This window comes from Paenibacillus salivarius, from assembly GCF_051307165.1.
GTDB lineage: Bacteria > Bacillota > Bacilli > Paenibacillales > Paenibacillaceae > Fontibacillus.
In genome coordinates, this window is the sequence record NZ_CP195592.1 from 1,008,115 (window position 1) to 1,034,689 (window position 26,575).

Consider the following 26,575-nt stretch of genomic DNA (forward strand, 5'->3'; position numbering starts at 1 on the left):
ATTTTTTCCTCTATTTCTTGCAAATCAGACTCCGTGGGGCGAATAAGGGTCAAAATGGTCCTTATTTTTTTTGCATTCCGCTGCGCATGCAAGCTCAAGAGGCATGGCTCGTGCACCGCGGCTATAACGGTTACGTGGCTAATCGTATAAGACGGTTAACACGCAACAGTCATCCCTCGGTATCACCGCAATCGGCACCTACGCAACACATCCCACAATTACTCATAGCTGACACGCACCTACGCCAATTAGGCCACTACACCTCATACCACCGTATACGCCAGCATTCACATAAACCAAATACATTATATAAGCTACTTTACCGCACACCGCGCACACCGCACATACAGCGCACACCGCACTTACCGCATCCTTAAGGCACACTTACCACATCACCGCACACTTACCACATCACCGCACACTTACCGCATCACCGCACACTTACCGCATTACCGCACACTTCCGATACCTCCGCAGACTTACAAGCACTCCCACACCATTCATCCCTTTCGGTCCCATTCCACCGCCGCTCACTTCACCCTGAACGTACGCGGAGCATATCTGCGCACGAGCACGAACGCGGCCGCGAGATAGAGCAGCGATACAGCCGCCGCGATGGCGGAAAAGACGGCCGGGCCGGGCTTCAGGTTGAGGGCGATGATAAAGACGGCCGAGACAAGCCCGCTAAAGATGTGTAAGTACGGGTTTTTGGCGTTCAGCTCCGTCGTATATGGTTGGAATATATAGTACAAAAACAGATGATGCACCGAGAAAAATACGGCGAGCGAGAGCGTGCTGATCCAGAGCAGCAGGAGCTGGGCATCCGCTTGGAAACCTACGGCGACGACGGCCGCCAGGGTCAAAACCAAAGCGAGGGCGGCACCGAGGAACAGGTTCATGCCCAGCATTTTGCCCAAGCGAATCCGGAAGTGTTTTGCCGCATCCCGGCGGTAGAAGCTCTGCCGCAGCAGTTTGAGATCGCAGTGGAAGAACATCGCTTTGCATATATTTTCCCCGACGGTGAAGAAAGCCATAATAATGATAAGGATCGGCAACAGCGCTCCCATTTTGGACGGGATCAAGGCTGCCTGCTCCGGAAACAGGATGGCGGTCAGGAGCATCGCCGCTCCAGCGGCCCCAAGAATGGCCAACCGCCTGTAGAGCGGTTGCCGGATCAAGCTTTTGTGCCGTGCAAAGAAGATGGCGTTGATATAATCGTAACCTTCCTTGTCCTCAAACGATTTCCCGCCAACGCTCAGCGCCTCCGCCGAGTAATCGCTGTCCTTCGCCTGGACCGACGTTTTCTGGGCTTCGGCCATCATCCGCCCGAGGTCGAGCAGCGGGTCATCGCGCCGGGTCGCCGCGTCGACCGCATCCGTGTAATCGGTCCGGGCGAAGAGGAGCACGCAGGCGCAAATTCCCAACACGAGACAAACAAAGGAAAACGGCAATGCCGTGGCTAACGCCGCGCCCCAAGCCGGAACGGAATCAAGCAGCAGCGGGGTGTAGGCGGCCGCGTATCCGATGAAGATGACGGACCAGACGACAAGGTTGTTTTTGATCAATACATTCCCCGTTTTCCGATACAGCCATAAATGAACATATTCGCAGAAGATACGCCATAAGACGGCGGCTGCCGTCAGGGCGATGCCTTGCAGGACCGGCGCGCCGAGCAGCGATGAGAAAAGCAGCACGGCAGCCAGCAAGTAGACGAAATACGTAAAATACTTGTAACTCAACGTCGCCCGCATATATCTCGTTGCCGGTAGCCGCATCAGCTTGACCGCAATATATTTGCCGCGCTTCGGTTCGAGCACCTTGGCATTGGAAACGCCGGCCACGATAAAGGTAATGAACCAGAAAATGTGCCAAAAGATGTCCAATTGGCGTTCCGGCGACATTTCATTGCCCAAGGCGACGACCGGATAATAAATGACGAGGCCCACGTAGAGCATACCTGCCAGAAAACCCCACAATACTGTCAGGAGGAAGGCCGCTATGGCTCCGGCTCTTTTCAGGCCCAATCTGGAGTATGCGTTATCCCCGACCAGTTTGCCGATGAACGGCAGCTTTTGAACATAATAGATCAACCGGTTCGCAAAAGAGGATGCCTGAAGATTGAGAATCGTGTTAAGCGTTCGAAGCATCCGGTATTCCCTCCCCTGCATCCTCATCCTGCAAAAGCTCGATGATGCTTTGTTCGAACTCGGGGCTGCCCAGCAGTTCCCGCGGCACGGAAGACAACCGGCCCTTGTTCAAAATGACCAGTTCGTCGCATAGATCCGAAGCGAGCTGCAAAATATGCGTGGAGAAGATCAGAATATGATCCTTTTTCATCTCGCGCAGCAAATTTTTCATTTCCAGGGCCACGATGACGTCAAACGAGGTCAGGGGTTCGTCCAGCAGGATGACCGGCGGCTTCGTGATCAGGAACAGCAGCATCTGGATTTTGTTTTTCATGCCGTGGGAGTAGTTTTTGATGAGACGATGCCGATCCTCCTCCGTCATTCTCATCATTTCGAAGTAATCGTCGATGCGATGGTCCGGCTGCAGTTTGTCCTGGTTAATGTCCATAAAAAATTTGACGAACTCGTAACCTGTAAGAAACTCCGGCAAAATCGGCAGCGAATAAACATATCCGATATCCTCCTCGCGAAGATCGCGGGCCGTATCGCCCTCCTTCAGCCATGCTTTGCCGCCGTCAAGCTTCGTTTCCCCGCTCAATCCGTTAAAAAGCGTCGTCTTCCCTGCGCCGTTTCGCCCCAACAGACCGTAAATCTTCCCTTTTTCGAACGTAAACCCGGCGTTTTGCAGCACATTTTTGCTTCCAAAGCTTTTGGCGATGTTCTCCAGAATCAATTCCACGAGTGAGAAATCCTCCTTCTTTCGCAACTGTTTTTTGTTAATACGAACGTAACCGAACATGGTGTCGCGATCTTTAGAAAAAGGGTACCATGTTCCTTGCGATTTGGGAAAAAGGTAGGGTGGCTTGAGATAGGTTAACGAGTAATACGTTCTTCCCATTTTTGGTACGCATGCAGATCAACGAGGCGGCGAATCAACGTTTTAGCTCCATAAAAAGCGAACGTTTAAAAACGACGAGATTTGAATGTTCGTGTTTAGGTTGACATGCAGAGTGAGGAGTTGGTAAACTTACTATAGAATTAATTTTATCACTGACAATTAAAAATGATCTCGTATATAGCCGGAAATAGGGTCCGGCAGTCTCTACCCGGAAACCGTAAATTTCCGGACTACGAGGAATTCAGCGTTGGCAGGCCGGGCACTTGCTTGTTTTGTGTTCAGGGCAGCGGCAAATACAGCGCGGTCAGCATGCGTATTCCTCCGACAGGTCCGATCTTTCCCTATGAGAACCGTTTTCTCTGTGAAGGTCGGGCTTTATTTTTTGGAAGAAAGCAAAAAAATCATAGAAAGCAGGTTGAAACATGTCGATACAGGTCGCCGTCATCATGGGAAGCAGCTCGGATTGGGAAACGATGCAGCATGCGTGCAAGGTTCTTGAGGAACTGGAAATCGGTTATGAAAAAAATGTCGTATCCGCACACCGTACGCCTGATTTAATGTTTGAGTTCGCGGAGCAAGCGGCCGGACGGGGGATCAAAGTGATCATCGCCGGCGCGGGCGGCGCGGCTCATTTGCCGGGAATGGTCGCGGCCAAGACGGTGCTTCCGGTAATCGGCGTACCGGTGAAGTCGGCTGCGCTGAACGGGCTGGATTCGCTGCTGTCGATCGTGCAAATGCCCGGCGGCATTCCTGTCGCAACGGTGGCGATCGGCAAGGCGGGAGCCATCAACGCCGGACTTCTGGCGGCGCAAATGCTCGGCGCGTTCGATCCGGCCTTGGCGGCGCGGCTGCAGGAGCGGCGCGACCGCTTGCGGGACGCGGTGCTGGAGAGCAGCAGCGAGCTGGTGATGGGAGCGGATCTGGGATGAGCGAAAACACGATGCGCAACCAAGGCGGTGCCGAAGCACCGGTGATCAAGCCGGGCGGAACGATCGGCGTGCTTGGCGGAGGCCAGCTCGGCCGGATGATGGCGCTCGCGGGAAGCAATCTCGGCTACCGGTTCGTGGCGCTGGACCCGACGCCGAACGCGCCTTGCGGCCAGGTCGCGGAGCAGATCGTCGCCGGATACGGCGACAAGGCGGCCGCGGGCGAGCTAGCCGAGCGCGCGGACGTCATCACGTACGAGTTCGAGAACGTGGATGCGGAGGTCGCCGCGCTGCTTGAAGAGCGGTCGTACGTGCCGCAGGGCAGCCGCCTCCTCTATACGACCCAGCACCGGCTTCGGGAGAAGCGGGCGGTCGAGGCGGCGGGAGCCCAAGTGGCGCCGTACGCGGAGATCGGCAGCGAAGAGGCCTTGCGCGAGGCGGTACGGCGGCTCGGGCTGCCGGCGGTGCTCAAGACGGCGACCGGAGGATACGACGGCAAGGGCCAATGGGTGATCCGCTCGGAGAGCGAGATCGGCCAGGCCTATGCCGAGCTGAGCCGCGCGGGGACGGAGCTCGTGCTCGAGCAGTTCATTCCGTTCGTGAAGGAACTGTCCGTGATCGCGGCGCGCAGCCCGCGCGGCGAAATCAAGACGTTCCCGGTCGCGGAGAACGTTCATGTGGACAATATTTTGCATTTGTCCATCGTTCCCGCCCGGGTAGCGGATGAGATTCAGCGCGAAGCGGAGCGGCTCGCTTCGCGGATCGCGGAATCGATGGAAGCGGTCGGCCTGCTCGCGGTGGAAATGTTTCTGACGGAAGACGGAACGCTGTACGTCAACGAGTTGGCACCGCGCCCGCACAATTCGGGCCATTATACGATGGAAGCCTGCGCGACTTCGCAGTTTGAACAGCATGTCCGGGCGGTATGCAACCTGCCGCTGGGCGAAACGGCCCTTCGGACCCCGGTCGTGATGGTCAATGTGCTCGGCGAGCATTTGGAGGCCGTCTCGGATGCGGTCGTTACCGGGCAGTGGTTCGGGCGTGAAGGATTGCCGTCGACGGAGACAGGCACAGGCGCTAACGCTGGCGTTATCCCCAAAGTGCATTTGTACGGAAAAAGCGGTTCCGCCCCCAAACGCAAAATGGGACATATCAATCTGCTTTGCGACGATGTGCGGAACGGTCTACAATGGGTAGAACAAACTAATATTTGGAGGAATCAGAATAAATGATCGAACGTTACAGCAGACCGGAGATGCGGGCCATCTGGACCGAGGAAAACAAATTCAAAGCCTGGCTCGAAGTTGAAATTTGCGCTTGCGAAGCTTGGGCAGAGCTTGGCGTGATCCCTAAGGAAGATGTCGCTTTGCTGCGGCAGAACGCCTCCTTCGACATCGACCGGATCTATGAAATCGAACAGGAGACCCGGCATGACGTGATCGCCTTCACGCGGGCCGTATCCGAGAGCCTTGGCGCGGAGCGCAAATGGGTCCACTATGGCTTGACCTCGACGGATGTCGTCGATACGGCGCTCGGATATTTGCTGAAACAGGCGAACGAGATTTTGGAAAAAGATATCGTCAATTTCATCGAAATTTTACGGGAAAAGGCGATTGCCTATAAAGATACGCCGATGATGGGACGCACGCACGGGGTGCATGCGGAACCGACGACGTTCGGACTCAAGATGGCGTTGTGGCACGAGGAAATGAAACGGAATCTCGAGCGTTTCCGCCGTGCGGCCGACAATGTGCAGTTCGGCAAAATTTCCGGCGCGGTCGGCACTTATGCCAATATCGATCCGTTTGTCGAAGAGTTCGTTTGCCGTAAGCTCGGTACGAGCCCGGCGCCGATTTCGACGCAAACGCTGCAGCGTGACCGCCATGCGGAATATATGGCGACCCTGGCGCTGATCGCCACGTCGCTGGACAAATTCGCGACCGAAATCCGCGCCCTGCAAAAGAGCGAGTTCCGCGAAGTGGAAGAAGCGTTCGCCAAAGGGCAAAAAGGTTCGTCCGCGATGCCGCACAAACGGAACCCGATCGGCTGCGAAAACATTTCCGGCCTTTCCCGCGTGATCCGCGGCCATATGATTTCGGCCTACGAAAACGTAACGCTGTGGCATGAGCGCGACATTTCGCACTCTTCCGTAGAACGGGTCATTTTGCCGGACGCGACGATGCTGCTTAACTACATGCTGAACCGTTTCGGCAATATCGTGAAGAACCTGACCGTTTTCCCGGAAAACATGAAGCGCAACATGGCCCGCACGTACGGCGTACCGTTCTCCGGCCGCGTCTTGACGAAGCTGATCGACAAGGGCTTCAGCCGCGAGCAGGCATACGACACGGTGCAGCCGCGCGCGATGCAGGCTTGGGAGACCCAACGCCAATTCCGCGACATTATCGAGGAGACGCCGGAAATTACGGCCGTCCTGAGCAAGGAAGAAATCGATGATGCATTTAACCCGGCATGGCATCTGAAAAATGTCGACACGATTTTCCGCAGATTAGGATTGATCGAAGGGTAATTTTGCAAAGCAAATAAGAAGCGGCAGGCGGGTTCGACGAAAAAGGTCACGGCTGCCGCGTTACGAGGAGGACAGTGATCATGTCAAAACCGATCTCCACAACGGCCATCTCCACGGCGCAGGAGCTGGTAAAGGCTCCGCTGCTTTACAAAGGAAAAGTCCGGGAACTGTACGATCTCGGCGAGCATTACCTGATCGTGGTGACGGACCGGATTTCCGCGTTCGACTACGTGCTGGAACCGGCCGTGCCGGACAAGGGGAATGTGCTGAACCGCTTGAGCGCGTACTGGTTTGAACAGACCAAGGATCTGATCGCCAACCATGTCGTTCATACGGATGTCGAGCTTCTTGGGGACATCATCCCCGAGGAGCATAAGGAAGCGCTCCGGAACCGGATCATGGTAACGCGAAAAGCACAGCGGATCGATATCGAATGCGTCGTTCGGGGGTATGTCACCGGCGGCGGCTGGAGGCAGTACCAGAACGGCGGCGAAATCAACGGGATCAAGCTTCCGGAAGGGCTGCGCAAGAACAGCAAGCTGGCTGAGCCGATCTTTACGCCGGCGGCCAAAAACGATGTCGGCCACGACGAGGATATTTCGTTTGCGGCCATGTCCGAGCTGGTCGGCGCCGAACTCGCGGAGCGGCTGAAAAACCGCAGCCTTGAGCTATACGGCTTCGCCCGCGATTATTGCGAGGCGCGCGGCATTATTTTGGCGGATTGCAAGCTGGAATTCGGTTTGATCGACGGAGAGCTGATCCTCATCGACGAAATTTTCACGCCGGACGCCTCCCGCTTCTGGGCCCGGGAAAATTATGCGCTCGATATTGAGATCGACAGCATGGACAAAGAACCGGTCCGGGCCTATCTGGCAGGCTCGGATTGGGACAAGAACAGCCAGCCCGACCCGCTGCCGCCGCAGGTGGTGGAGGAGACCACGCGCCGTTACCGCGATATTTTTCAAAGGCTGACAGGCACAGAACTCAAGTAACAAGATCAGTTCAAATATATCCATTACTAGGAGGAACACGGGGAAATGATGAAAGCTCGCGTTTATGTCACCATTAAGCAAAGCGTACTCGATCCGCAGGGGGTTGCCGTTCAAGGCGCGCTGCATTCCATGGGATTCAAGGAAGTGGACAGTGTCCGGATCGGCAAGTATATGGAAATCGAGCTGGACACCAGCGACCGTTTCGAGGCGGAAGCCCGGGTCAAGGCGATGTGTGAAAAGCTGCTCGCAAATACGGTTGTTGAAGATTACCGCTTCGAATTGGAGGGCTGATGCATGAAATTCGCAGTACTCGTATTTCCCGGCTCCAACTGTGACATCGACTGCTACAAAGCGGTGGAAGATACTACCCATCAGCCTGTCGACTATGTGTGGCATACGGCCACGGACCTTTCCGCTTACGACGGCATTCTCGTTCCGGGCGGTTTCTCCTACGGCGATTACCTCCGCTGTGGCGCCATTTCCCGGTTCGCTCCGGTGATGGCGGAAGTTGCGAAGGCTGCCGAGCAAGGCAAATTCATTCTGGGCATCTGCAACGGGTTCCAGATTCTGACCGAAGCCGGTCTGCTTCCGGGGACGCTGCGGCGCAACATGTCGCTGAAGTTCCGCTGCCATGACACGGTGCTTCGCGTCGAAAACAACGACAATCCGTTTACGACGCAGTACGCGGCCGGGGAAGAAATCACGATTCCGATCGCGCACGGCGAAGGCAATTATTATTGCGATGATGCAACATTGGCTACATTGAAGGCGAATAACCAGATCATTTTCCGTTATGTGAACAATCCGAACGGCTCCGTTGAAGATATCGCGGGGATTTCGAACGAGGCCGGCAACGTGGTCGGCATGATGCCCCATCCGGAACGCGCGGTGGACAGCCTGCTCGGCTCGGAAGACGGCAAAAGAATGTTTACTTCGATATTAAAGGCATGGAGGGATCGTCATGAGTCAGCAAGTGTCCGCTAAGGAACCGAATGCGGAGCAAATCGCGGAGCAGCAAATTTACAAACAGATGGGCGTTTCGGACAGCGAATATGAGCTGATTTGCGGATTCCTCGGCCGGAAACCGAATTATACGGAAATCGGCGTTTTCAGCGTCATGTGGTCCGAGCACTGCGCTTATAAAAATTCCAAGCCGCTGCTGCGCCGTTTCCCGACGGACGGCCCGCGCGTATTGATGGGTCCCGGCGAAGGCGCGGGAATCGTCGATATCGGCGACAACCAGGCGGTCGTGTTCAAGATCGAAAGCCATAACCACCCTTCGGCGGTCGAGCCTTACCAAGGCGCGGCGACGGGCGTGGGCGGGATTATCCGCGATATTTTCTCCATGGGCGCAAGGCCTGTCGCATTGCTGAATTCCTTGCGTTTCGGCAACCTGGAGAGCGATCGCGTCAAATACTTGTTCGAGCATGTCGTGTCCGGGATCGCCGGCTACGGCAACTGCATCGGCATTCCGACGGTCGGCGGCGAGGTGGTGTTCGACGAGAGCTATGACGGCAACCCGCTCGTCAACGCGATGTGCGTCGGTTTGATCGACCACGATAAGATTCAGCGCGGCGTCGCCAAAGGCGTCGGCAACCCGGTGTTCTACGTGGGTCCGCCTACGGGCCGTGACGGCATTCACGGCGCGACGTTCGCTTCGGAAGAGCTGACGGAAGAGTCGGAAGCGAAGCGTACGGCGGTTCAGGTCGGCGATCCGTTCATGGAGAAGCTGGTCATGGAAGCGTGCCTGGAGCTGATCGACACGGGCATCGTGCTCGGGATTCAGGATATGGGCGCGGCGGGCTTGACCTGCTCCAGCGCGGAGATGGCAAGCAAGGCAGGCAACGGTCTGGAGCTGTATCTCGACCAGGTGCCGCAACGTGAAGAAGGCATGACGCCTTACGAAATGATGCTGTCGGAATCCCAGGAGCGGATGCTGTTCGTCGTGGAGCCGAAGGACGAGGCGCAGGCGATGGAAATTTTCGAACGCTGGGGCGTCATTTGCGCCAAAGTCGGCAAGGTGACCGACGACGGCCGTTTGAAGCTGTTCCATCACGGCGAAGTGGTCGGTGATATGCCGGTGACGGCGCTTGTGGACGAATGCCCGATCTACGATAAACCGTCGGCAGTGCCGGCTTATTATGAGCAGAACGCTTCGGTCGACACGCTGCGTTATGCGGAAGTTGCCGATCTTGGCTCGGCGTTGGAAAAGGTGCTGGCTTCGCCGTCGGTGGCAAGCAAGGCTTGGGTTTACAACCAATACGATTATATGGTCCGCACCAGCACGGCGGTTCGTCCGGGTTCGGACGCGGCGGTGGTCACGATTCGCGGAACCCGCAAAGGGCTGGCGATGACGACGGACTGCAACGGACGTTTCGTGTACCTGGACCCTGAAGTCGGCGGACGGATCGCGGTCAGCGAAGCGGCGCGCAATATCGTTTGCTCGGGCGCGGAGCCGCTGGCGATCACGGACAACCTGAATTTCGGGAGCCCGGAGAAGCCGGAAATTTTCTGGCAGATGGAAAAAGCGGTCGACGGCATGGCGGAAGCTTGCCGCGTGCTGAACGCGCCGGTTATCGGCGGAAACGTCAGCTTGTACAACGAGAACTTGAAAGGCGCCATTTATCCGACGCCGGTCGTAGGCATGGTGGGACTGGTACATGATACGGACCATATCACGACCCAAGGCTTCAAGGCCGAAGGCGACGTGATCCTGTTGCTCGGCGAAACGCGCGGCGAGCTTGGAGGCAGCGAATTCCAGGCGGTCGTACACGGCGTGACCGAAGGACGTCCGCCGCAGCTTGACCTTGACGTCGAGAAAAAACTGTTGGACGCCGTGCTTGGCGCGATCCAAGGCGGCTTGGTCCGGTCCGCGCATGATCTTGCGGAAGGCGGCCTGGCTGTCGCTTTGGCCGAATCCTGCATCAGCGGCGGACTTGGCGCTCAAGTGGATTTCCATACGGATCTCCGTTCCGACGTGGCTTTGTTCAGCGAATCCCAATCCCGGATTTTGCTTTCGGCATCCGCGGATCAAGCGGAAAAGCTGGTTGACTTCATCGCTACGCACGGCGTGCCCGTGCAAAAGATCGGTCAAGTGGGCGGCCGCGAGCTGAACGTTCGCGTGAACGGAACCCCGGCATTGAACAGATCGGTAGAGACGCTCAAACAGGTTTGGGAGGATACCATTCCATGTCTCATGAAGTAAAGGCGAAGCTGGAAATGGAGAGCCTTTGGACAGGAGATTATTACAATGAGGGCACGGGGCGGAGCGATATTTTCGATACGTTAAAAGAAGAATGCGGCGTTTTCGGGGTCTTCGGACATCCCGAAGCCGCGTCCCTTTCCTACTACGGTTTGCATGCCTTGCAGCACCGTGGGGAGGAGAGCGCGGGACTCTGCGTTACGGACGGAAAGAGCTTTAATTATCACCGCGAAATGGGGCTGGTCAAAGAGGTGTTCGACCGCGACCGGTTAGCCTCGCTTGCGGGTGACCGTTCGATCGGCCATGTGCGTTACTCGACGAGCGGCGACAGCCGGTTGACGAATGCGCAGCCGCTCGTGTTCAAATACCGCGACGGGGATTTGGCGGTGGCGACGAACGGAAACATCGTCAACGCGCCGAAAATCCGCCGCGAGCTGGAGCAAAGCGGGTCGATCTTCCAGACGACGAGCGACACGGAGGTGATCGCGCATTTGATCGCGCGGTCGCCGAAGGATTTCGTCGAAGCGGCGAAGGACGCGCTCCGTCAGTTGGTCGGCGGCTTCGCCTTCCTGCTGATGACGAACGACAAGCTGCTCGTCGCCAGCGACCCGAACGGCCTGCGGCCGCTCACGATGGGCCGGCTCGGCGACGCGTATCTGTTCTCGTCCGAGACGTGCGCGTTCGAGGTGATCGGCGCGGAGACGATCCGCGACATCCGGCCGGGCGAACTGTTGGTACTGGACCGGGACGGGCTGCGCGAGGAGCGCTTTGCCGAGGCGGGACGCAAGGCGCTGTGCGCGATGGAGTACATTTACTTCTCGCGTCCGGACAGCGATCTGAACGGGTCGAACCTGCACGCCGCGCGCAAGCGCATGGGCCAGGTGATGGCGCAGGAGTCGTTCGTGGACGCGGACGTCGTAACCGGCGTGCCAGATTCCAGCATCTCCGCCGCGATCGGCTATGCGGAGCAGACCGGCATCCCTTACGAGCTCGGTTTGATCAAAAATAAATACACCGGCCGGACCTTCATCCAGCCGAGCCAGGAGCTGCGCGAGCAGGGCGTGAAGATGAAGCTGAGCGCCGTCCGCCGCGTGGTGGAAGGCAAGCGCGTCGTCATGATCGACGACTCGATCGTCCGCGGCACGACGTCGCGGCGCATCGTCAATCTGCTGCGCGAAGCGGGAGCGACCGAGGTGCATGTACGCATCACCTCGCCGCCGTTCAAAAACCCGTGCTTCTACGGCATCGATACGCCGGACCGCGCGGAGCTGATCGCTTCGTCCAAATCGGTCGAAGAGATTTGCCGCGAGATCAACGCGGACTCGCTGGAGTTTTTGAGCCCGGAAGGCTTGGTGCGCGCCGTGGGCGGAGACAACCAGGGCGATTACAAAGGCGGCCTGTGCATGGCCTGCTTCGACAACGATTACCCGACCCGGACCGATTTCGACGGCGAGGAGAAGTTTGGCTGCACATGTTGATTCTTGGTTCATGCCGTAGGTATTTCATGGCGTGAAACGATAAATTGCTTTAAGGCGGCATGTTTAACGGGAATTTCTCCGGTTATTTTGCTCCTGCACTCGCAATTTCGCAAAACAACCGGAAAACCTCCTGTTATTTTGCTCGATTTTGACTTCAGTGGGCTATGTAGTCCGAATTAGAGGGAGTTTTTCCCACTAAAGTTTCTATGGAGTGTTGAAATGCGAAATTAGCAGGAGCTTTTCCTGTTAATTTGCTGGTATAAGGTGTAAACCTACTTTGCGGATCACGGAATCCGCCAATAACTTTAAGGAGAGTGTCCTCACGTGTCTGAAGCTTACAAAAACGCCGGGGTGGATATCGCGGCAGGCAATGAAGCGGTTGAACGGATGAAAAAGCACGTCAAACGGACGTTCCGCCCGGAAGTGCTGACGGATTTGGGCGGCTTCGGAGCTTTGTTCGGCTTGAACAAGGATAAATACGAGGAGCCGGTGCTGGTTTCGGGAACGGACGGCGTCGGAACGAAGCTGAAAATCGCGTTCGCGATGGATAAGCACGATACGATCGGGATCGACGCGGTGGCGATGTGCGTGAACGACATCGTGGTTCAAGGCGCGGAGCCGTTGTTTTTCCTCGATTATTTGGCCTGCGACAAAGTCGTGCCCGAGAAAATCGAGTCCATCGTCGCCGGCATCGCCGAAGGCTGCCATGAATCGGGCTGCGCCCTGATCGGCGGGGAAACGGCGGAAATGCCGGGCATGTACGCCGAAGGCGAATACGACATCGCCGGATTTACCGTCGGCGTCGTCGACAAGAGCAAAATCGTGAACGGCAGCACGATTCAGGCCGGCGATACCGTGATCGGCCTCGCGTCGAGCGGCGTCCACAGCAACGGCTTCTCGCTCGTGCGGAAGCTGCTGCTCGAACAGGCCGGCCATGCGCTGCAGGACCGCCTGCCCGAGCTTGGCGGCGAAGCGCTCGGCGACGTGCTGCTTACGCCGACGAAGCTGTACGTGAAGCCGGTGCTCGACTTGCTGGAAAAGGTGCAAGTCAAAGGGATGGCTCACATCACCGGCGGCGGCTTCATCGAGAACATTCCGCGTGTGCTGCCGGAAGGCGTCAATGTCGAAATCGACTACGGCACGTGGCCGATTTTGCCGATCTTTTCGCTGCTCCAGCAAACGGGCAACGTCAGCAACCGCGACATGTTTACGACATTCAACATGGGGATCGGGCTGGTCATTGTCGTTGCGGAGCAGGACGCCGAGGCGGCATTGTCGGCGCTTCGCGCTTCCGGAGAAACGCCGTACGTGATCGGACGGGTGACGGAGGGCGACCGTATCGTTACGTTTAAAGGAGCGGAAGTCTGATGCCGGCCGGGTCCTCATTCCGGATCGCGGTATTCGCATCCGGTCAGGGGAGCAATTTCCAGGCACTGGTCGACGCTTTGCGTGCGGGGAAGCTGGGCAATGCCGAAATCGTTCTGCTCGTCTGCGACAAACCGCAGGCGCGGGTCGTCGAACGTGCGCGGCAGGCAGGTGTGGACACTTTTCTGTTTCAACCGAAGGAATACGGCCGGCGCGAGGATTACGAAACGGAAATCGCCGCGGAGCTTGCTAACCGGCAGGTGGATCTTATTGTTTTGGCGGGGTATATGCGGCTCCTTACACCGGTGCTCGTTGAGCCTTACGCCGGTAAAATGATCAATATCCATCCTTCGCTGCTCCCCGCTTTTCCGGGCAAAGACGCCATCGGTCAGGCATGGGAATACGGAGTTAAGGTCACCGGCGTGACCGTCCATCTCGTGGACGGCGGCATGGATACGGGGGCCGTCGTGGCCCAGGAGCCGGTTCCGCTGCTGCATGGCGACACCATCGAAACGTTGGAGGAAAGAATCCATGTGGCGGAACGGGAATTGTACCCGAAAGTCGTCTCCTGGTTCGTCAACGGGAAGATTTCCGTGGAAGGCAGAAAGGTTACGGTTAGTCGCTAATTGCTGCACGATCAGTCGATATTTCCCGAGAAATATTCGGTCATCATTCGTCAATTTAAAAGGAGGAGCCAATCGTGAGTATCAAAAGAGCGCTCGTGAGCGTTTCGGATAAAACGGGTATCGTGGATTTTTGCCGCGAGTTGTCACAGCTTGGTGTGGAGATTATTTCGACGGGAGGAACGAAGAACCTGTTGTCGAAGGAAGGAGTTCCGGTCATCGGAATCTCCGAGGTTACGGGCTTTCCGGAAATTTTGGACGGACGCGTCAAAACGCTGCATCCGGCCGTTCACAGCGGGTTGCTGGCGGTACGGGACAGTTCGGAACACCAGGAGCAAATGAAAGAGCTGGGTCTTGATTATATCGACCTTGTCGTCGTAAACCTGTATCCGTTCCAGGAGACAATCGCGAAACCGGATGTCGCTTATGAGGACGCGATCGAAAATATCGATATCGGCGGTCCGACGATGCTGCGCTCTGCGGCGAAAAACCATGCGTTCGTCAGCGTGGTTGTCGATGCGGCCGACTACGGCACCGTGCTGGAGGAGGTTCGCGCGAGCGGGGATACGACGCTTGACACGCGCAAACGGCTTGCGGCCAAAGTATTCCGTCATACCGCGTCTTATGATGCCCTGATCTCCGATTATTTGTCGAATGTGACCGGCGATCCGCTCCCTGAGCGCTTCACCGTGACATATGAAAAAATCCAGGATCTCCGCTACGGCGAAAATCCGCACCAAAGGGCGGCGTTCTACCGTAAGCCGCTCGCGGCGGCGGATACATTGACGACAGCTGAACAGCTGCACGGCAAGGAGCTTTCCTACAATAACATCAACGACGCAAACGCGGCATTGCAAATCGTGAAGGAATTCGAAGAACCTGCCGTTGTGGCCGTGAAGCATATGAACCCTTGCGGCGTCGGCGTTGGCGAGAGTATTTACGAAGCGTACCGCAAGGCTTACGATGCCGATCCGGTTTCGATTTTCGGCGGGATCGTTGCCGCGAACCGCATCATCGATGCGGATACCGCGACGCTGCTCAAAGAGATTTTCCTCGAAATCGTTTTGGCGCCGGGATTCACGCAGGAAGCGCTCGATATTTTGACCCAGAAGAAAAATATCCGGTTGCTGAAGCTGGGCAACTTGGAGTCCGCAAGCAGCCGGAAGAGCCAGTTTGTCGTGACTTCGATCGACGGCGGCATGGTGGTGCAGGAAAACGATGTCCACTCGTTGAACGTCAACGAGCTTCAAGTCGTTACCGACCGCAAGCCGACCGAGGAAGAATTGAAGCAGCTGCTGTTCGGCTGGAAAGTCGTTAAGCACGTGAAATCCAACGCCATCGTTTTGGCCAAGGACGATATGACGATCGGCGTCGGGGCCGGTCAAATGAACCGCGTCGGCGCCGCGAAGATCGCCATCGAGCAGGCGGGCGACAAGGCGAAGGGCAGCGTGCTCGCATCGGATGCGTTCTTCCCGATGGGCGACACGCTGGAGGAAGCCGCAAAAGCGGGCATCACGGCGGTCATTCAGCCGGGCGGATCCGTGCGTGACGAAGAGTCGATCAAAGTCGCCAATGAATATGGCATCGCCATGGTGTTCACGGGCGTAAGACACTTCAAACATTAATCCGGTTTTCAAAAATGGCAAGGACGGCAGGACCGCTGCGGCGGCCTGCCTTTTTCATAGGTGCGCTGCAGGACCGAAGTGAGCGATTAATTGCGCAATAAGTGAGCAATTGATGCAGTTTTTACAACATTTTTCCTGAAAGTAGCTGAGTAAGAGCACCAAAGTTGTATTTTTTACAGCATATTGAGCCGGTTTGAGCTGTTTTCCCTTCATATGCCTGAAAACGTTGTATTAATTGCAGCCTTGGGATCGAGGAGTCGCTTAGCGGGGGGAAATTGTTGTAATATGTGCAACATGTGTGGAGAGCGGAATGTAATTAGTTATTTCGATAAGCAAAAGGAGGGGCAGTGTACATGGATATTCTAGTAATCGGCGGAGGCGGACGCGAGCACGCGATCTGCTGGGCGCTCGCCAAAAGCCCGAAAGCCGGGACGATCTACTGTGCGCCGGGAAACGCCGGAATCGGGGAGATTGCGGAGCTGGTGCCGATTCAGGTTCATGAATTCGATCGGCTGATCGCATTCGCCAAGGAGAAAAACGTGGGTCTCGTCGTCGTCGGGCCGGATGATCCGCTCGTGGACGGGATTGTAGACCCTTTTGAAGCCGAGGGCATTCCTGTATTCGGACCGCGCAAAAACGCGGCGCTGATCGAGGGCAGCAAAACGTTCATGAAGGATCTGCTGAAAAAATACGATATTCCGACGGCCGCATACGAAAAGTTTGACGAGTATGAAGCGGCGTCGGCTTATTTGCAGTCCCAACCGGTGCCGATCGTCATTAAGGCGGACGGTTTGGCCGCAGGGAAAGGCGTTACCGTGGCGTTTACCCGTGAGGAGGCCGAAGAGGCGCTCCGCAAAATCATGGTGGAAAAGGTGTTCGGCGAGTCCGGCAGCCAGGTGGTGATCGAGGAGTTTTTGGCGGGACAGGAAATGTCGATCCTTGCGTTCGTGGACGGGGAGACCGTGCGTCCGATGGCGGCGGCGCAGGACCACAAGCAGGTATACGACGGAGATAAAGGGCCGAATACCGGCGGTATGGGCACTTATTCTCCGCTTCCGCATATTGCGGACAGCATCATCGAGGAAGCGGTGGAAACGATCATCAAGCCGACCGCAAAGGCCATGGTTCAGGAAGGACGCCCGTTCCGGGGAGTGCTGTTTGCCGGGCTGATGATTACGCCGGAAGGGAAACCGAAGACGATCGAATTCAACGCACGCTTCGGGGATCCGGAAACCCAAGTGGTCCTTCCGCGATTGAAAAGCGATTTGCTGGATATTTTTCTGGCAGCGGTGAACGGTACTTTGGCAGAAGCTGAAATCGAATGGAGCGAGGAAGCGGCGGTTTGCGTCATTTTAGCTTCGGGCGGATATCCGGCTTCTTATCCGAAGGGCTTGCCGATTCACGGGCTTGACCGCGTTTCGGAGAAGGATGCGCTCGTCTTCCATGCGGGCACGGGCAAGAGCGAAGCCGGCGAATGGGTGACGAACGGCGGCCGCGTGCTTGGCGTCGTCGGACTCGGCAAGGATATCGCCGAAGCTCGGGTTAAGGCTTACGCCGCAGCCGATCGGATTACCTTCGAAGGCAAGCACAGCCGTACGGATATCGCTGCCAAGGCTTTGGTATAATTTCGATTTGAGGAAGCGTCCTTTTAGACCGTCCGTTACCGGGCGGTCTTTTTTTATGGTTCGGATTATCCTTGCGGCAGGAATTGCGGGTGTATTGGGGCGAATTCTTACCATTGCAATTCGGATCAAAAGCTCCGAAAACGATCGTGATACATTGTTAACGAAAGGAGAGCTGCCGGATGTACGAATGGAACGAGATGGTCCAGCGGATGATCGACTGGGTCGACGAACATTTGGAAGAGACGTCCTCGCTGCTGACGATGTCGCGGCAATTGGGATACTCGCCTCATTACTGCACAAAGCAGTTTCATGCCTTGACGGGGATGACGCTTCGGGATTATGTCCGGATGCGCCGGATTAGCCGTGCCGCCCTGGAGCTCCGCGACACGGACAAACGGGTGCTGGACATTGCCGTCGAATGCGGTTTTTCGTCCCAGGAGGCGATGTCCCGGGCGTTCGTCAAAGCGTTCGGCTTTACGCCGGGCGCCTACCGGAAATCGAAACGTCCCATCAGGCTGGCCGTCCGGCAGGAAGTGTTTTCTCCTTATCATTACGCGATGAAGGAGCAGTGGAACATGAACTTTACATCCGCGATCAAGCATATCGAGGTTAAGGTTGAGTACATTCCGGCCCATCAATTTATCGGAATCCGGGACAAGGAAGTATCGGACTACGGCTCGTTCTGGTCGAACGGGCATGACTGCGACGAAATTTGCGGGACATTGGAGAGCATGTCCTCGCGGACGCTGATCGGACAGCTCGGCCAGACGGCCGGATGGTTTTACGACAACGGGAAGAAAGGCTACTTATATGGAATCCCCGTCCCCGTGGAAGATTCGGGCTTGATTCCGGACGGGATGGAAAGCAGGCTGATTCCGGCATCCGAGTACCTGGTGTTTTTTCATCCGCCCTTTGACTATCTGAAGGACAATTGGGCCGTGATGCAGGCGGTGGAAGCACTGGCGTGGAACTTTAATCCCGAATCGCTGGGGTATGCATGGGACGAAGAGGACAAACAGGATTATCAGCGGCATTTTCCGGAAGGGTACGGATACGCGGTTCTGCGGCCTGTCAAACGGATTTGAGAATTGGGAAATTTGGGCCATCCGGCACGTTCGGATGGTCTTTTTATATGAATACGTAACTGTAACGGTTGCCACCGACGCTATTCAGCATAAAATTAACACTTTGCATGGCTAACGGTTGCCTCAGCGCTTATTAGGCAAAAATGTGGTAAATCGGGTCCCCAACAGCTCATTAACAGCAGGGGCAACCGTTAGAATCTAAAGGTGTGTGTTTACGGCAATTTAGCGCCTGCTACGAGCGTTAGCGCGAATATAGTAGTCGACGGATCGATTCTAGAGGTCTTAACTCATGTTTAAGGGCCATCCGGCACACTCGGATAGTCATTTTACATAAATACGTAACTGTAACGGTTGCCACCGACGCTATTCAGCTAAAAATCAACACTTTACATGGCTAACGGTTGCATCAGCGCTTATTTAGGCAAAAATGTAGTAAATCGGGTCCTTAGCAGCTCAATAACAGCAGGGGCAACCGTTAGAATCTACAGGTATGTGTTTTCGGCATTTTAGCGCCTGATACGAGCGTTAGCGAGTAAATAGTAGTCGACGGATCGATTCTAGAGGTCTTAACTCATGTTTAAGGGCCATCCGGCACGCTCGGATGGTCATTTTACATAAATACGTAACTGTAACGGTTGCCACCGACGCTATTCGGCTAAAAATCAACACTTTACATGGCTAACGGTTGCATCAGCGCTTATTTAGGCAAAAATGTAGTAAATCGGGTCCTTAGCAGCTCAATAACAGCAGGGGCAACCGTTAGAATCTAAAGATATGTGTTTTCGGCATTTTAGCGCCTGATACGAGCGTTAGCGAGTAAATAGTAGTCGGCGGATTGATTCTAGAGGTCTTAACTCATGTTTAAGGGCCATCCGGCAAGTTCGGATGGTCTTTTTGCATGAATACGTAACTGTAACGGTTGCCACCGACGTTATTCGGCTAAAAATCAACACTTTGCATGGCTAACGGTTGCCTCAGCGCTTATTAGGCAAAAATGTGGTAAATCGGGTCCCCAACAGCTCATTAACAGCAGGGGCAACCGTTAGAATCTAAAGGTGTGTGTTTACGGCAATTTAGCGCCTGCTACGAGCGTTAGCGCGAATATAGTAGTCGACGGATCGATTCTAGAGGTCTTAACTCATGTTTAAGGGCCATCCGGCACGCTCGGATAGTCATTTTACATAAATACGTAACTGTAACGGTTGCCACCGACGCTATTCAGCTAAAAATCAACACTTTACATGGCTAACGGTTGCCTCAGTGCTTATTTAGGCAAAACTGTGGTAAATCGGGTCCTCAGCAGCTCATTAACAGCGGGAGCAACCGTTAGAATCTAAAGATATGTGTTTTCGGCATTTTAGCGCCTGATACGAGCGTTAGCGAGTAAATAGTAGTCCGGCGGATTGATTCTAGAGGTCTTAACTCATGTTTAAGGGCCATCCGGCAAGTTCGGATGGTCTTTTTGCATGAATACGTAACTGTAACGGTTGCCACCGACGTTATTCGGCTAAAAACCTACACTCAACACGGCTAAAGGTTGCATGAGCGCTTATTTAGGCAAAACTGTGGTAAATCGGATCCTTAGCAGCTCAATAACAGCGGGAGCAACCGTTAGAATCTAAAAGGTATGGGTTTTCGGCATTTTAGCGCCTGATACGAGCGTTAGCGAGTAAATAGTAGTCGGCGGATTGATTCTAGAGGTCTTAACTCATGTTTAAGGGCTATCCGGCACGTTCGGATGGTCTTTTTGCATGAATACGTAACTGTAACGGTTGCCACCGACGCTTTTCAGCTAAAATTCAACACTTAACATGGCTAACGGTTGTATCAGCGCTTATTTAGGCAAAAGTGTGGTAAATCGGGTCCCAGCAGCACATTAACAGCGTGAACGACCGTTAGAATCTAAAGGTGTGTGTTCGGCATTTTAGCGCCTGCTACGAGCGTTAGATCGTTAGCGTGTAAAAAGTTAGTCGACGGGTCGATTCGATCTATGGGCCGTAACTTATGTATGATGCTGGCTGTTAGTTACAGTCCTAACGCATTTTGTTGCCGAACCGGATCCCCCCATTGTCACTCTCCCCTCCTTCCGGAAATGGATTTCGCTTGGATAAAGCGTTCGGCCCGGGAAATAATATCCGGGAGGAGGCGATGATGTTGAGCAACGAGAAGAAAGACATGCTCCCGGTATCCGGTGAAAACGTAGAAGTGGAAGGCGTCTATACCGATGAACTCGGCCGTGAAAACTATTTGCAAAAGGGCGAGGAATTCCCCGCCGATCTGGTGCTGGGCAAAACGGAGTGGAAGCTCACGGAGCTGGCACAGATCAAGCATGCGGAGGGGCGTACCAACCAAAAGCTTGTTCCGAAGAAAGATTAACAGGTGCCCGCGCGGCAAATTCGGATCGTACAAAACACTCTTTGAGCGGCTATGTGTTTGCTTGCCGTCAAAGGGTGTTTTATTTTGCACGCAAAAGATACCTCTTGAACCCGCGCCGTTTCCGGTGTAACGTTAAAAGAATGAGAGACATGTTACTGTAATAAAGCGAGGAGATCGAGATGAACCATACGGAACGGCAAACGGTAGAAATGGCGGATATCGTGCGTGCCCATCATGTTTTGAAAGAAGTCGTAAGACGTACTCCGCTTCAGCTTGATCCGACACTGTCGGCTAAATACGATTGCAAGGTGTATTTGAAGCGCGAGGATTTGCAAATTGTCCGCTCTTTTAAAATCCGAGGGGCTTACAATATGATCCGCAGTTTGAGCGAGGAGGAGCTGGCCAAGGGGATCGTGTGCGCAAGCGCCGGCAACCATGCGCAAGGGGTCGCCTATTCCTGTCATGCTCTGGGCATTCACGGTAAAATCTTTATGCCGAGCACGACGCCGAATCAGAAGATTAAACAGGTTAAACGGTTCGGCGGGTCCGCGATCGATGTGATTTTGACGGGGGATACGTATGACGACGCCTACGAAGAGGCGATGAAAGCATGCAAAGAGGACGGCAGAACGTTTATCCATCCGTTTGACGATCCGAAAATCGTGGCCGGAAACGGAACGATCGCGATGGAAATTATGGAGAGCCTCGATGCTCCGGCCGATTTTGTGTTCGTGACCATCGGCGGGGGCGGCCTGGTTTCCGGGGTAGGCACTTACTTCAAAACGGTCAGCCCGGAAACGAAGCTGATCGGCGTGGAGCCGTCCGGCGCGGCATCCATGGCGGAATCGATCAAGCAGAAGAAGGTCGTTACGCTGGAGTCGATCGACAAGTTCGTGGACGGGGCGGCCGTCAAACGCGTCGGTGATCTAAACTATGCGATTTCCGCCAGTTTGCTGGACGACATCGTCAAAGTGCCGGAAGGCAAAGCCTGCACGACGATCCTTGAACTGTACAACGACAGCGCGATCGTTGTGGAGCCGGCCGGGGCGCTACCGGTTTCCGCGCTCGACATGTACCGTGAGCAAATTCGCGGCAAAACGGTCGTGTGCATCGTCAGCGGCGGCAACAACGATATCGACCGGATGCAGGAAATGAAGGAGCGCTCCCTTATTTATGAGGGGCTGAAGCATTACTTCCTGATCAACTTTCCGCAGCGGGCGGGCGCGCTTCGCGAGTTTCTCGAGCAGGTGCTCGGCCCGAACGATGACATCACGCGGTTCGAATATACGAAGAAGCACAATAAAGAGAACGGCCCGGCCTTAGTCGGGATCGAGCTCAGCGATAAGGCGGATTACGAGGGGCTGGTCAAACGGATGGAATCCAAAGGGATCGCCTACACGGAATTGAACCGCGACTTGAATTTGTTTAATTTGCTGATTTAACCGCATATGGATTATCCGGAGTTTGTTTCCGGCAAGGGGCTGTCCTACTCGTCACGATGACGGGAGACAGCCTCTTTTTGCGTTTTAGGGAATCAGACTTAGGGGCTGTTCCACAAGTCATGAAGACAATGGGGCGGCTCTTTGCTTAAGTCGGCGATTATCACAAAATTATAAAAGCCTCTTTACAAGGTTAAAATACTAGTGTACTATTCAACTATAACACTAATACTCGGTGCCAGACATTACATACGCCAAACATGCACGGCACACGGGACGCGCACGGCACATCGCACGGCGCACGGATGCAATGCACGGCACATCGCACGGCGCACGGATGCAATGCACGGCACGGCGCACGGCACCGCACACGGCACGGCGCACGGTACATCGCACGGCGCATGGCACGGCGCACGGATGCAATGCACGGCAACGGCACGGCGCACGGGTGCAATGCACGGCACGGCGCGGCACCGCACACGGTACAACGCACGGCGCACGGCACCGCACACGGTACAACGCACGGCGCACGGCACCGCACACGGCACCGCACACGGTACAACGCACGGCACCGCGCACGCGCACAACACAAGACTTAACACAAACAATAGGCGAATCAAGAACTGTATTGGATAAGGAGCGATGAAGGTGAAAATGCAAAACGGGAATGGAGAAAACGGAACGGCTGGACCCGTGCTCACTGTAAATGGGGTAACCAAGCGGATTAAAAACAAAGCGAGCGTCGACAAGCTTTCTTTTGAGCTGCATAGCGGGGAAATCGTCGGCCTGCTGGGTCCGAACGGCGCGGGAAAAACGACGACGATCCGGATGATCGTCGGATTGATCGGCATGACGGAAGGCGATGTGCTGGTTCGAGGCAAAAGCATCCGGCATGACTTTGCGAACGCCATTGCCGAAATCGGCGGGATTATCGAAAATCCCGAGTTTTACCCATACATGACGGGCTGGGACAATTTGAAGCAATATCAGCGGATGGCGGAAGGCATTACGGAAGAGCGGATCAAAACCGTGGTGAAGCTCGTCGGCCTGGAGGGTGCGATGCGCAAAAAGGTCAAAGCGTATTCGCTCGGCATGCGGCAAAGGCTCGGCATTGCCCAGGCGTTGCTGCACGAGCCGTCGATCCTCATCCTCGATGAGCCGACGAACGGTCTGGATCCGGCCGGAATCCGCGAAATGCGCGATTACCTGAAGAAGATCGCCGCGGAAGAAGGCATCGCGGTACTGGTATCCAGCCACCTGCTGTCGGAAATGGAGCTGATGTGCTCCCGCGTCGTCGTGATCCAGGAGGGCAAACTGGTGACGATGCGCCCGCTCGGCCAGGCGCCGGCCGCCGATACGGAGCGGGTCAATGTGACGCTTCGCGTGGACGATGCGGCACGGGCGGAGGAGCGGCTCGCAAGGATGGAGGAAATCCGCATCCTGGACGTGTCGGAGGAGCGGAAGGAAATCACCGTGTCCGTGCGCGACGCCTATATCCCAAGGGTCGCATCGGCACTGGGAGCCGAGGGTATCGGTCTTTACAGGATCGAGGAGAGAAAAGAAACGCTGGAAGACGAGTTTTTGAAATGGACGGGAGGGAACCGCATTGCGTAGTTTTGGCCGGTTAGTCACGAACGAATGGTTAAAGATGTACAAGAAACGGAGCTTCTTTTTTCCTTATGCGGTGATCGCCGCTTGCATCGTTTTCATCGCTTTTATGGTCAAGAGCTTCGGAGAAACGGATCAAATTGCGTCGGGCCTTGCGTTCCTGGAAGGCATGTTTGAAAGCAATGGAGGGATCGGTCAGCTGCTCACGCTTCTGGCGATCGTCGGCACGGCCGGCACGGTAGCCAAGGAGCATAGTCTCGGGACGATCAAGCTGCTGCTGATCCGGGCGCAGAGCCGCGGCAAAATACTGGCCACGAAGTATGTGACGGTCCTTTTGTATACCTTGTCGCTTACCTTGGCCGCTTTCGCGGCAGCGCTGCTTACGGGCGGAGTCGCGTTTGGATTCGGATCGGAGGGGGGCAGTTGGGAGAAAGCGCTGCTTGGCGCGGCAGTTCAATTGGCCTACAGCGTGATTTACGTAACCGTCACCTTTATGGTCGGGGTTCTGACCCGTTCCACCGGCGCCACGATCGGCGTGGGCATGATGCTTGTCATGCTGGAAAGTCTTGTGCTCCTATTGCTGGCAAGGTATGATTTTGTCAAATATGTTCTGTTCGCCAACACCGACTTGTCGGTTTATCTGGAGGGAGGCACGCCGCCCGTGTCCGGGATGACCCTGGCATTTTCGCTGATCGTGCTGGCGGTTTATATGGCTTTGTTTCTCGGAATCAGCTTTGGTACGTTTAGAAAACGGGATGTCGCTTAAACCTACGGCCTTCAATCCCGGCGGAAAGGAAGGGTCACATTGTGATCGAATTTGACAACAATCTGCCGATCTATTTGCAAATCATGAATTATATCAAACGGGAAATCGTAACCGGCAAACTGAAGCCGGGCGACAAGATTCCGTCCGTCCGGGAGCTCGCGGCCGAGCTGCAGATCAATCCGAACACCGTGCAACGCACGTTTCAGGAGCTGGAGCGGGAAGCCGTCGTGGAGACGAAACGGGGACTTGGAAGATATGTGACAAGCGAGGAATCGAAAATTATGACGATCAAAAAAGAGATGGCCGGCGATCTGCTGGACCGCTTTATTCATGGCATGCAGGAGCTCGGCTTTTCAAACCCGGATATCGCGAAAATCGTGGCTGAAGCCGTCAGGGAGGAGAGACAAGGTCATGACCGATAAGTTACTTCAATTTGAAGGAGTATCCAAGTCTTATCGCTCCAAAACAGCCCTTAATCAAGTCACCTTCGGCATCGGACCCGGTAAAATCATCGGACTGCTCGGGACGAACGGCAGCGGCAAGAGCACCATCATGAAGATTGCCGCCGGACTGATCCCGGCTTCGGCCGGACGCGCCACGGTTCTCGGGGTTCCGGCGGGGCTGGCGACCAAATCGCTCGTGTCCTTCATGCCGGATCAGCCGCTGACGGAATCTTGGATGAAGGTAAAGGATGCGGTCGGGTTCTACCGCGACTTTTATGAGGACTTTGATGAAGAAAAAGCGCGCCGGATGCTTGATTTCATGAACTTGCAGGAACGTGAGCGGGTCTCCTCCTTATCCAAAGGGATGAACGAACGGTTGCAATTGACTTTGACGCTGTCCCGGAAAGCGAAGTTATATTTGCTCGACGAGCCGATCGGCGGCGTCGATCCGGTGGCCCGGACCAAGATCCTGGATGCGATCGTCGAATTTTACGATGAGGACAGCAGCATGATCGTTTCCACTCACCTGGTTCGCGATATCGAGCGGATATTTGATGAAGTGATTTTTATCAAGGACGGATCGCTGGTGCTACAGGATGAAGTGGATAACTTGCGCATGAAATACGGTAAAAGCGTCGACGACATGTTCAAAGAGGTGTTTTCGTCATGATCAATTTGTTGAAATACGACTGGAAGCGAAATGCGAATACGTATCTTGGCGTGGCCGTCGTTCTGGTAATTCTGGAGGCGCTGATCGCATATTTCGGAATTAGACAGGACTGGGGAACGCAAGCGATTTTGCCGTTGTCCATCATGTTGTATGCTTGCGCCGGTATATTTCTCATCGTTCTGGGCTGCAAAACATTCGAACACAATCTGAAAGCCTACCACCGCAGGCTGCTGCCGCTTCACCCGGTATGGGCGGTATTTTCCGCCATTCTGATTTCCTTGGTCTCTCTCCTTCTCCTGCTCGCGTTGATGTTTGTCCATGCACTCGTGCTGGATTACACGTCATTTGTTGGTCTGGAGGAGCTTCTTGAGGGCGTGAGTGCGAAGGAAATGTTTTATGTCCTTTTGTCGGGAATATGGATATATACGCTGCTCATGATTACGATCTTTCTGGCGATTACCGTGGGCGCCATGGTCAGCATCCGGGGCAAAGCGGGATCATGGGTCGCGATCTTGTTTTTCTTTGTCATCCAGAATGTGTTCGGTTTTATTGAGAGCAGGTTATTCGGGGGAGACGTTGGTAACTTCTATAATTTTGGGGTATTTAGAGTCGAAACCGGACCGAGCGGAACGAGTACGGAAATCACCGCGTCGGAATTGACGGGATTCAATGGGGGGACTATCGTCTTCGAACTGGTCGTCGTCGCGCTCATGGTGTGGGCTATCACTTACATGATCAATCGGAGAATGGAAATATAAATGCGAAAGACCCCGCGGTTGCGGGGCCTTTTTTTTGGCC

The 26,575-nt window shown here is 55.1% G+C and carries 22 protein-coding genes and 1 riboswitch; of the genes, 20 read left to right on the forward strand and 2 right to left on the reverse strand.

From position 1 onward, the window contains the following. Window positions 1-530 precede the first annotated feature (530 nt). Both ACSFXJ_RS04590 and ACSFXJ_RS04595 read right to left on the reverse strand, forming a co-directional pair. Window positions 531-2,147 carry a hypothetical protein gene (locus tag ACSFXJ_RS04590; RefSeq protein WP_435924055.1) on the reverse strand — a complete coding sequence of 539 codons (1,617 nt, stop codon included), beginning with the start codon at window positions 2,145-2,147 and terminating at the stop codon, window positions 531-533. After that, on the reverse strand, window positions 2,131-2,865 hold the full coding sequence (locus ACSFXJ_RS04595) for an ABC transporter ATP-binding protein (protein ID WP_435924056.1): 735 nt from the start codon (window positions 2,863-2,865) through the stop codon (window positions 2,131-2,133). The genes ACSFXJ_RS04590 and ACSFXJ_RS04595 overlap by 17 nt, the downstream gene beginning before the upstream one ends. 310 nt (window positions 2,866-3,175) lie before the next feature. Then, window positions 3,176-3,277, forward strand: a riboswitch (purine riboswitch). 169 nt (window positions 3,278-3,446) lie between these two features. On the opposite strand from ACSFXJ_RS04595, the gene purE reads away from it, so the two are divergent. The 20 genes from purE (at window position 3,447) to ACSFXJ_RS04695 (ending at window position 26,535) form a co-directional block, all read left to right on the forward strand. Then, the gene (purE, locus tag ACSFXJ_RS04600) at window positions 3,447-3,953 is read left to right on the forward strand and encodes a 5-(carboxyamino)imidazole ribonucleotide mutase (RefSeq protein ID WP_435924057.1); all 507 of its coding nucleotides are present in this window, start codon (window positions 3,447-3,449) and stop codon (window positions 3,951-3,953) included. Continuing rightward, window positions 3,950-5,182: a 5-(carboxyamino)imidazole ribonucleotide synthase gene (gene purK / locus ACSFXJ_RS04605; protein ID WP_435924058.1), complete on the forward strand. Its 1,233-nt coding sequence runs from the start codon at window positions 3,950-3,952 to the stop codon at window positions 5,180-5,182. Before purE ends, purK begins: the two co-directional genes overlap by 4 nt. Next, a complete protein-coding gene (gene purB, locus ACSFXJ_RS04610; protein WP_435924059.1) occupies window positions 5,179-6,480 on the forward strand; it encodes an adenylosuccinate lyase in 1,302 nt (433 codons plus the stop codon). Before purK ends, purB begins: the two co-directional genes overlap by 4 nt. A gap of 80 nt (window positions 6,481-6,560) precedes the next feature. Continuing rightward, the gene (locus tag ACSFXJ_RS04615; protein WP_435924060.1) at window positions 6,561-7,472 is read left to right on the forward strand and encodes a phosphoribosylaminoimidazolesuccinocarboxamide synthase; all 912 of its coding nucleotides are present in this window, start codon (window positions 6,561-6,563) and stop codon (window positions 7,470-7,472) included. A 45-nt stretch (window positions 7,473-7,517) separates the two neighbouring features. Next, window positions 7,518-7,763, forward strand: coding sequence for a phosphoribosylformylglycinamidine synthase subunit PurS (gene purS, locus ACSFXJ_RS04620; RefSeq protein ID WP_435924061.1), 246 nt, complete (start codon window positions 7,518-7,520; stop codon window positions 7,761-7,763). Window positions 7,764-7,766: 3 nt separating this feature from the next. Further along, complete coding sequence (purQ, locus tag ACSFXJ_RS04625) at window positions 7,767-8,456, forward strand: phosphoribosylformylglycinamidine synthase subunit PurQ (protein WP_435924062.1); 690 nt, start codon at window positions 7,767-7,769, stop codon at window positions 8,454-8,456. Next, complete coding sequence (gene purL, locus ACSFXJ_RS04630; RefSeq protein ID WP_435924063.1) at window positions 8,434-10,677, forward strand: phosphoribosylformylglycinamidine synthase subunit PurL; 2,244 nt, start codon at window positions 8,434-8,436, stop codon at window positions 10,675-10,677. The genes purQ and purL overlap by 23 nt, the downstream gene beginning before the upstream one ends. Continuing rightward, a complete protein-coding gene (purF, locus tag ACSFXJ_RS04635; protein WP_435924064.1) occupies window positions 10,662-12,152 on the forward strand; it encodes an amidophosphoribosyltransferase in 1,491 nt (496 codons plus the stop codon). The genes purL and purF overlap by 16 nt, the downstream gene beginning before the upstream one ends. A 324-nt stretch (window positions 12,153-12,476) precedes the next feature. Continuing rightward, complete coding sequence (gene purM / locus ACSFXJ_RS04640) at window positions 12,477-13,520, forward strand: phosphoribosylformylglycinamidine cyclo-ligase (protein ID WP_435924065.1); 1,044 nt, start codon at window positions 12,477-12,479, stop codon at window positions 13,518-13,520. After that, window positions 13,520-14,143, forward strand: a complete 624-nt coding sequence (gene purN, locus ACSFXJ_RS04645) for a phosphoribosylglycinamide formyltransferase (protein WP_435924066.1) — start codon at window positions 13,520-13,522, stop codon at window positions 14,141-14,143. The genes purM and purN overlap by 1 nt, the downstream gene beginning before the upstream one ends. A gap of 74 nt (window positions 14,144-14,217) precedes the next feature. Then, on the forward strand, window positions 14,218-15,765 hold the full coding sequence (gene purH, locus ACSFXJ_RS04650) for a bifunctional phosphoribosylaminoimidazolecarboxamide formyltransferase/IMP cyclohydrolase (RefSeq protein WP_435924067.1): 1,548 nt from the start codon (window positions 14,218-14,220) through the stop codon (window positions 15,763-15,765). A gap of 353 nt (window positions 15,766-16,118) precedes the next feature. Further along, the gene (gene purD, locus ACSFXJ_RS04655) at window positions 16,119-17,390 is read left to right on the forward strand and encodes a phosphoribosylamine--glycine ligase (RefSeq protein ID WP_435924068.1); all 1,272 of its coding nucleotides are present in this window, start codon (window positions 16,119-16,121) and stop codon (window positions 17,388-17,390) included. A 179-nt stretch (window positions 17,391-17,569) separates the two neighbouring features. Next, the gene (locus tag ACSFXJ_RS04660) at window positions 17,570-18,475 is read left to right on the forward strand and encodes a helix-turn-helix domain-containing protein (protein ID WP_435924069.1); all 906 of its coding nucleotides are present in this window, start codon (window positions 17,570-17,572) and stop codon (window positions 18,473-18,475) included. Window positions 18,476-20,623: 2,148 nt separating this feature from the next. Beyond that, entirely contained in the window at window positions 20,624-20,851 is a 228-nt protein-coding gene (locus ACSFXJ_RS04665; RefSeq protein ID WP_435924070.1) for a hypothetical protein, read from the forward strand. Between the two features lie 179 nt (window positions 20,852-21,030). Next, the gene (ilvA, locus tag ACSFXJ_RS04670) at window positions 21,031-22,293 is read left to right on the forward strand and encodes a threonine ammonia-lyase IlvA (protein ID WP_435924071.1); all 1,263 of its coding nucleotides are present in this window, start codon (window positions 21,031-21,033) and stop codon (window positions 22,291-22,293) included. A 639-nt stretch (window positions 22,294-22,932) separates the two neighbouring features. Then, on the forward strand, window positions 22,933-23,904 hold the full coding sequence (locus ACSFXJ_RS04675) for an ABC transporter ATP-binding protein (RefSeq protein WP_435924072.1): 972 nt from the start codon (window positions 22,933-22,935) through the stop codon (window positions 23,902-23,904). Continuing rightward, window positions 23,897-24,664, forward strand: coding sequence for an ABC transporter permease (locus ACSFXJ_RS04680; RefSeq protein ID WP_435924073.1), 768 nt, complete (start codon window positions 23,897-23,899; stop codon window positions 24,662-24,664). Before ACSFXJ_RS04675 ends, ACSFXJ_RS04680 begins: the two co-directional genes overlap by 8 nt. A gap of 38 nt (window positions 24,665-24,702) precedes the next feature. After that, window positions 24,703-25,086 carry a GntR family transcriptional regulator gene (locus tag ACSFXJ_RS04685; protein ID WP_435925673.1) on the forward strand — a complete coding sequence of 128 codons (384 nt, stop codon included), beginning with the start codon at window positions 24,703-24,705 and terminating at the stop codon, window positions 25,084-25,086. Next, window positions 25,076-25,777 carry an ABC transporter ATP-binding protein gene (locus ACSFXJ_RS04690; protein ID WP_435924074.1) on the forward strand — a complete coding sequence of 234 codons (702 nt, stop codon included), beginning with the start codon at window positions 25,076-25,078 and terminating at the stop codon, window positions 25,775-25,777. Before ACSFXJ_RS04685 ends, ACSFXJ_RS04690 begins: the two co-directional genes overlap by 11 nt. Continuing rightward, window positions 25,774-26,535 carry a hypothetical protein gene (locus tag ACSFXJ_RS04695; RefSeq protein ID WP_435924075.1) on the forward strand — a complete coding sequence of 254 codons (762 nt, stop codon included), beginning with the start codon at window positions 25,774-25,776 and terminating at the stop codon, window positions 26,533-26,535. Before ACSFXJ_RS04690 ends, ACSFXJ_RS04695 begins: the two co-directional genes overlap by 4 nt. Window positions 26,536-26,575: the final 40 nt, after the last annotated feature.